Genomic DNA, 5,759 nt, shown 5'->3' with positions numbered 1-5,759 from the left:
GGCGGGCGACGGCGGTCGCGGTGGCGGGCGACCGGGTGGCGGTGGCGCTGTCCGATCCCCCGTCGGTGGCCCTGTACCCGGTGGACGCGGCGGGAGACCCGCGGGTGGTGCCGCTGCCGGGTGCGGCGGAGCGGCTGGTCGCGGTCGGCGACGAGGTGGAGGCCGTGGTGCCCGCCGGTGTCGTGGTGACCGTGCGGGCGGACGGGACGACGTCGGAGCGGCGCGTGTACGGCGGCACGGTGGACGTGGCGCGGGTCGACGGCCGCACGTTGGTGGCGCGGCGCGACGCCCGGCAGGTGAGCGTGGGCGACCACGTGGTGCGCAGCATCTCCAGCCCGGACCGGGTGGTCGCGGTGGGTGACGCCGCGGTGGTGCTGGACCGGCCGCGCAGCGCCGTGTTCGACCTCGACCCGGCGGCGGACGGTCCCGGCGCGGGGCTGCGCGCGGGCGAGGGCGCGACGAACGCGGTGGCCGACCGGTTCGGCCGGGTGTTCGTGGTGGACACGCGCGGCGGCGAGCTGATGGCGTTCTCGACCGGCCCGCTGATCATGCGGTTGCGGTACCCGCTGCCGGGCGCGCCGTACGGGATGGCCTACGACGAGGCGCGCGACCTGCTGTGGATCACGCTCACCGAGCGGAACGAGGTCGTGGCGTTCGACGTCTCCGGCGGGGAGCCGGTGGAGCGGCACCGGTACGCCGCGGTCCGGCAGCCGGACTCGGTGGCGGTGGATCCAGGCAGCGGGCGCGTGTTCGTCGCGTCCGGGGACGGCCGAGGGATGCAGGTGATCGGATGACGGGCGAAGGGGTGGTCGACGGGGACTGGGAGTACCGGCCGCTGCGGTTGCCGGCCGGTGTCTCCCGTCGCACGGCGACGACGCAGCTGACGATCCACGCGGAGTTCGCCGGGTGGGAGCTGTCGCGGACCCTGCTGTTCGGGGACGGGTCGCGCAAGGTGTGGCTGCGGCGGAAGCGGACGGCCGCCGTGGTCCCCGGTGTGATCACCTAAGGGCCCGCGCGCCCGGCCTTCCGCCACGCTTCGAGCGGTGGCGGCGCTCCGGTCCGTCCTAACACCACACCTGTGGTACCACAGGTGTGGTGAAGCGGGCTCGACCTGCACTTTCGTTCACTCTTCGTATCTGGCGACTCAGCGGCGGGCTTGGATCAGCCAGGTCGCCGAGTCGTAGTGCACGCCCCGATCGGTCTGGTGGGCGGTGAGGTCGGCACGCAGGTCGGCCACGGCCCGTTCGCGTGCGTCGGGCTGGAGGTTGGTGAGCAGGCCGCCGAACTGGTCGGTGATGAACCGGCAGGCGTCGTCGGCGTCGCGGCCGAAGTACATCGGTTCGGTGTGGCCGTCGATCCGCACGTCGGCGAACCCGGCCGAGTGGAGCAGGTCGCGGGTCAGGCCGGGGTCGGCGAACGCGCCGGAGGTCGGTGGTGGCGCGGGCAGGTCGCGGCCGGCGGCGAGGGCGGTGCGGAACGCCTTGAGCCAGGCGTTGCGGTCCAGCGGCTGCCAGGTCAGCAGGGCCAGGCGCCCGCCGGGGCGCAGCGCGCGGGCGATGTTGACGAACGCGGCGGGCGGGTCGCCGAAGAACATCACGCCGTGGCGGCTGAGGGCCACGTCGAAGTGCCGTTCGGGGAACGGGTGGATTTGCGCGTCGGCCTGCAGGAACCGCGCGTTGGGCAGGTGTTCGCGCTCGGCCGTGCGGCGGGCGAGTTCGATCATCGCCGACGACAGGTCCACGCCGAGCGCGGTGCCCTCGGCGGCGCGGCGGGCGGCGTCACGGGTGGTCTGCCCGGTGCCGCAGCCGATGTCGAGGACGTGCGACGCCGGTTCGATCCCCGCCGCGTCGAGCAGTCGGTCGTGGTAGCCGGCCACGCCCTGGTCGATGCGGTCGGCGCGGGTGGCCCAGAACTCGCCCTGGTCGCCGTTCCAGGCGCGCAGTTGGTCCGCGTTGGACGGATGGACCTCCGGTGCCGCGTTCATGTCCTTGTCCCCCTCTGTCGACATCCCCCAGCCGGAGGACCCTAGTCGGGCGACGGACCGCCCGGCGACCGTTTACGGCAGGTCGGGGCCGGTCCTGGGGACCAGAGTGCGAAGTGCCAGGTCGGCCACCAGGTGCAGCTCGTCACGGGTGCGACCGCTCGCCGCCTGCACCGCGATGCCGTCGGTGACGGCCTGGACCAGGCGGGCGAGGGTGGAGGCGTCGCAGCCCGCGGGCAGATCCGCCGCCTGCTCGAACCTCCGGCGCAGGGCCGCGATCCTGACGATCATTGGCCGGGCAAATGCCTGGTGACGTTCGAGGTGGTGGTGGGTGAATTCGCGGAGGTGTCCGCGCGACTGCCCCGGCGGCACGACCGGATCGCTGTCGCCGGCACCGGCCGGGACGGCGCCGGTCCGGTGACGGTCAGTCGGGATCGGTGTCGGTGAGCGCGGCGGTCGGGTCGCGGTGCGGCGTTCCGGTGGGCCACCAGCCGCCGTCGCCGGCCCGGTACGGGTACCAGCGACCGTCCCGGCCGTAGCGGACCTGTCGGTTGTGGACGGTCCACCGGTTGCGCCACACGGTGGCGTCGGGGAGTTCCCCGGCGGCCCAGGCGGCACGGGCGCGGGCGGTGTCGGCGCGGGTCGGGGTCCACGGGTGTTCGAGGACGTCGAGCGCCGGCGCGCCGCCCTGCCGCCACGCCCGGACGGCGCGGGGTTCCACGTCGAGGCGGTCGCGCAGCGCGGGCTGGGAGGCGGCCAGGCGGACGTGGTCCTGGTGGTCGTCGGCGGCGGGCCACCGGCCGGTCGCGAGGACGTCGCGGGCTTTGGCGGCGGCGTCGGCGACCAGGAGCCGCAGCACGTCGACGTCCAGCCCGGGCGCGGGTTCGAACTCGGGCAGGGGGCCGAGGTCGGCGGGCGGCGGGTCGTCGGGCAGGTCCGCGACGCGTTGGGCGTAGGCGGCGGTGGCGAGGACCCCGGTGGCGGGGCGCGCGCCGGCGACGACCTCGTCCTGGTCGCGGCCGCGCAGGAGCAGCAGCACCCACGGGTCGGCGTCGAGCAGCCACGACGCCTGGTGGCACAGCGCGGCGGCGTGCCGGCACGGCAGCTCCCAGCCGGGACACGTGCAGTCCGGGTCGAGGTCGCCGATGCCGGGCAGCAGCGGCACCCCGGCGTCCGCGGCGGCCTCCGCCAGCTCGCGGGGCACCTCCCGCTCCAGCAACGCGGCCAGGTGGCCCGCCTTCGCGGCGACCTGCCCGAGGAACCGGTCCCACTCGGCGTCGGTGAGCGGGGTCAGCCGCACGGACGTCCGGTACGTGTCCTCGGCGTCGTACACCGTCGCGGACAGCAGGCCGGGGCTGACGGTGATGGTGCCGACCAGCCCCGCGTGGGCGTACTTGCGGCCCTGCCGCAGCGGCGCCTGGTCCAGCGACGTGTCCTCCACCGCCTGCAGCCACGCCCGGCCCCACCACGAGCGGGCGTGGCGCACGCCCTTGCCGAACGGCGGGAAGCCCTTGACGCGGTCGCTCACGTGCCGCTCCTGAGTTCGACCAGACCGGCCAGTTCGTCGTCGCCCAGTTCGGTGAACGCCGCGTCGCCGCGCGCCAGCACGGCGTCCGCGAGGTCCCGCTTGGCGCGCAGCATCGCCGCGATCCGGTCCTCGATCGTGCCCTCGGCGATCAGCCGGTGCACCTGCACGGGCCGGGTCTGCCCGATGCGGTGGGCGCGGTCGGTCGCCTGGTCCTCCACGGCCGGGTTCCACCACCGGTCGTAGTGCACGACGTGGTCGGCGCGCGTGAGGTTCAGCCCGGTGCCCGCGGCCTTCAGCGACAGCAGGAACACCGGGCACTCCCCGTCCTGGAAGCGCCGCACCATGTCCTCGCGGGCGGCGACGGGCGTGCCGCCGTGCAACAGCTGTGTGGCGACGCCCCGGCCCGCGAGGTGCCGTTCGAGGAGCCGTGCCATGGCGACGTACTGGGTGAACACGAGCACCGCGCCGCCCTCGGCCAGGATCGTGTCCAGCAGCTCGTCGAGCAGCTCCAGCTTCCCCGACCGGCCGGCGAGCTTCGGCGACGGCTCCTTCAGGTACTGCGCCGGGTGGTTGCACACCTGCTTCAACCCGGTGAGGAGCTTCACGACGCGACCGCGGCGGGCGATGCCGTCGGCCTCCCGGACCTCCGCCATGAGCTCCCGCACCACCGCCTCGTACAGCGCGGCCTGCTCGCGGGTGAGCGCGACGGGCTGGTCGGTCTCCGTCTTCGGCGGCAGCTCCGGCGCGATACCGGGGTCGGTCTTGCGGCGGCGCAGCAGGAACGGCCGCACCAGCCGCGCGAACCGGTCCGCGGCCTCCCGGTCGTGGTCGACCTCGATCGGGGTGGCCCAGCGGGCCTTGAACCGCGCCATCGTCCCCAGCAGCCCCGGCGTGGTCCAGTCGAGGATCGCCCACAGCTCCGACAGGGCGTTCTCCACCGGCGTGCCCGTGAGCGCCACCCGGCCCCGCGACGGGATGCGCCGCAACGCCTTCGCCGTGTCGGACGCCGGGTTCTTCACGTGCTGCGCCTCGTCCGCCACGACCAGGCCCCACTCGACGGCGGCCAGCCGCTCCGCGTCCAGCCGCATCGTGCCGTACGTGGTCAGCACGAACCCCTCGTGCGCCACCTCGCGGCGCGGCCCGTGGAACCGCCGCACCGGCACGCCCGGCGCGAACCGCTCGATCTCCCGCTGCCAGTTCCCCATCAGCGACGCCGGGCACACCACCAGCGTCGGCCCGTCACCGCGGTGCAGGTGCAGCGCGATCAGCGTGATCGTCTTGCCCAGGCCCATGTCGTCGGCCAGGCACGCGCCCAACCCCAGCGACGTCATCCGGTCCAGCCACCGCAACCCCTGCAGCTGGTAGTCCCGCAGCGTCGCCCGCAACGCGGGCGGCTGACCGGCCGGCCCACCGTCGAGGTCCGCCAGCCGCGACCGCAGCTCGTCCAGCCAGCCGGTCGCGGCGACCTCCACCTCGACACCGTCGACCTCGGCGACGCCGGTGAGCGCCGCGCCGAGCGCGTCGATCGCGGTGACCGGCTCCAACGCCCGTTCCCGGGCCCGGCGCGCGAGCTCCGGGTCGACCAGCGTCCACCGGTCCCGCAACCGCACCACGGGCCGCGTCGCCTCGGCCAGCACGTCCAGCTCCTCCGGCGTGAGCGGGTCGCCGCCCAGCGCGAGCTGCCAGTTCACCGACGTCAGCTGGTCCGGGCCGAAGAACGCCGGCCGGTCGGCGGGCCGCTCACCGATGACCACCTTCGCCGACAGGTCCCGCACCAGGTCCTTCGGCCAGTGCACGTCCACACCGGCGCCCGCCAGGCGGACCGCGCCCACGGCCAGCAGGTGCTCCACGTCGGAGTCCAGCAGGGTGACCTCGTCGGGCACCGCCTGGTCGAGCAGCCGCTCCAACGGCGCCCACGCCCGCGCGGCACGCCGCAACGCCACCATCGCGTCCGCCCGCGACCGCTGGTTCGCCGACGCCCACAGCTCGGCGGCGTCCACCACCCGCCCCGGGTCGGCCAGGCTGTGCACCTGCACGACCGCGCGGAACGGCCCGAAGCCCTCGACCCGCAACGAGATCCGCACGCCCTGGTCCGCCCAGTCACGCAGGTGCGGCACCTTCTGCGGCACGGGCGACGCGAACGCGGGCGCACCGGCGGCGTGCACCGCCGCCGCACCGCGCGGCATCGTGTCCGCGACCGCGTCCAGGAACGCCCGCAGCAGCGGTTCCGCCTCGGGCAGCTCCAGCGGG

General features: G+C 75.2%; 6 protein-coding genes. 2 read left to right on the top strand and 4 right to left on the bottom strand.

Annotation, left to right across the window (positions count from 1 at the left end; translation table 11 throughout):
- Together ACFQ3T_RS33815 and ACFQ3T_RS33810 are read left to right on the top strand one after the other, a co-directional pair.
- Positions 1–794, top strand: a 794-nt coding sequence (locus ACFQ3T_RS33815) for a YncE family protein (protein WP_380729758.1), incomplete at its 5' end; no start/stop codon positions are given.
- On the top strand, positions 791–1,006 hold the full coding sequence (locus ACFQ3T_RS33810) for a DUF5703 family protein (RefSeq protein ID WP_073893111.1): 216 nt from the start codon (positions 791–793) through the stop codon (positions 1,004–1,006). The genes ACFQ3T_RS33815 and ACFQ3T_RS33810, both read left to right, overlap by 4 nt.
- Positions 1,007–1,144: 138 nt before the next feature.
- On the opposite strand, the gene ACFQ3T_RS33805 is transcribed toward ACFQ3T_RS33810, so the two are convergent.
- The 4 genes from ACFQ3T_RS33805 to ACFQ3T_RS33790 all read right to left on the bottom strand — a co-directional run.
- Positions 1,145–1,984 carry a class I SAM-dependent methyltransferase gene (locus ACFQ3T_RS33805; protein WP_380729756.1) on the bottom strand — a complete coding sequence of 280 codons (840 nt, stop codon included), beginning with the start codon at positions 1,982–1,984 and terminating at the stop codon, positions 1,145–1,147.
- A gap of 72 nt (positions 1,985–2,056) precedes the next feature.
- Positions 2,057–2,272 (bottom strand): hypothetical protein, encoded by a 216-nt coding sequence (locus ACFQ3T_RS33800; protein ID WP_380729754.1) that lies wholly within the window; start codon positions 2,270–2,272, stop codon positions 2,057–2,059.
- Positions 2,273–2,405: 133 nt separating this feature from the next.
- A complete protein-coding gene (locus ACFQ3T_RS33795; RefSeq protein WP_380729752.1) occupies positions 2,406–3,509 on the bottom strand; it encodes an SWIM zinc finger family protein in 1,104 nt (367 codons plus the stop codon).
- Positions 3,506–5,759, bottom strand: a 2,254-nt coding sequence (locus ACFQ3T_RS33790; RefSeq protein WP_380729750.1) for a DEAD/DEAH box helicase, incomplete at its 5' end; no start/stop codon positions are given. The genes ACFQ3T_RS33790 and ACFQ3T_RS33795, both read right to left, overlap by 4 nt.

This window comes from Saccharothrix hoggarensis (genome assembly GCF_042678885.1).
Classification (GTDB): Bacteria; Actinomycetota; Actinomycetes; order Mycobacteriales; family Pseudonocardiaceae; genus Actinosynnema; species Actinosynnema hoggarensis.
This window is presented reverse-complemented; position numbering and strand designations above follow the sequence as displayed.

Excerpts from the sequence above, each read along its gene's own strand:
- ACFQ3T_RS33810 (WP_073893111.1), top strand. The coding sequence starts at position 791 with ATGACGGGCGAAGGGGTGGTCGACGGGGACTGGGAGTACCGGCCGCTG.
- ACFQ3T_RS33805 (WP_380729756.1), bottom strand. The coding sequence starts at position 1,984 with ATGAACGCGGCACCGGAGGTCCATCCGTCCAACGCGGACCAACTGCGC.
- ACFQ3T_RS33800 (WP_380729754.1), bottom strand. The coding sequence starts at position 2,272 with ATGATCGTCAGGATCGCGGCCCTGCGCCGGAGGTTCGAGCAGGCGGCG.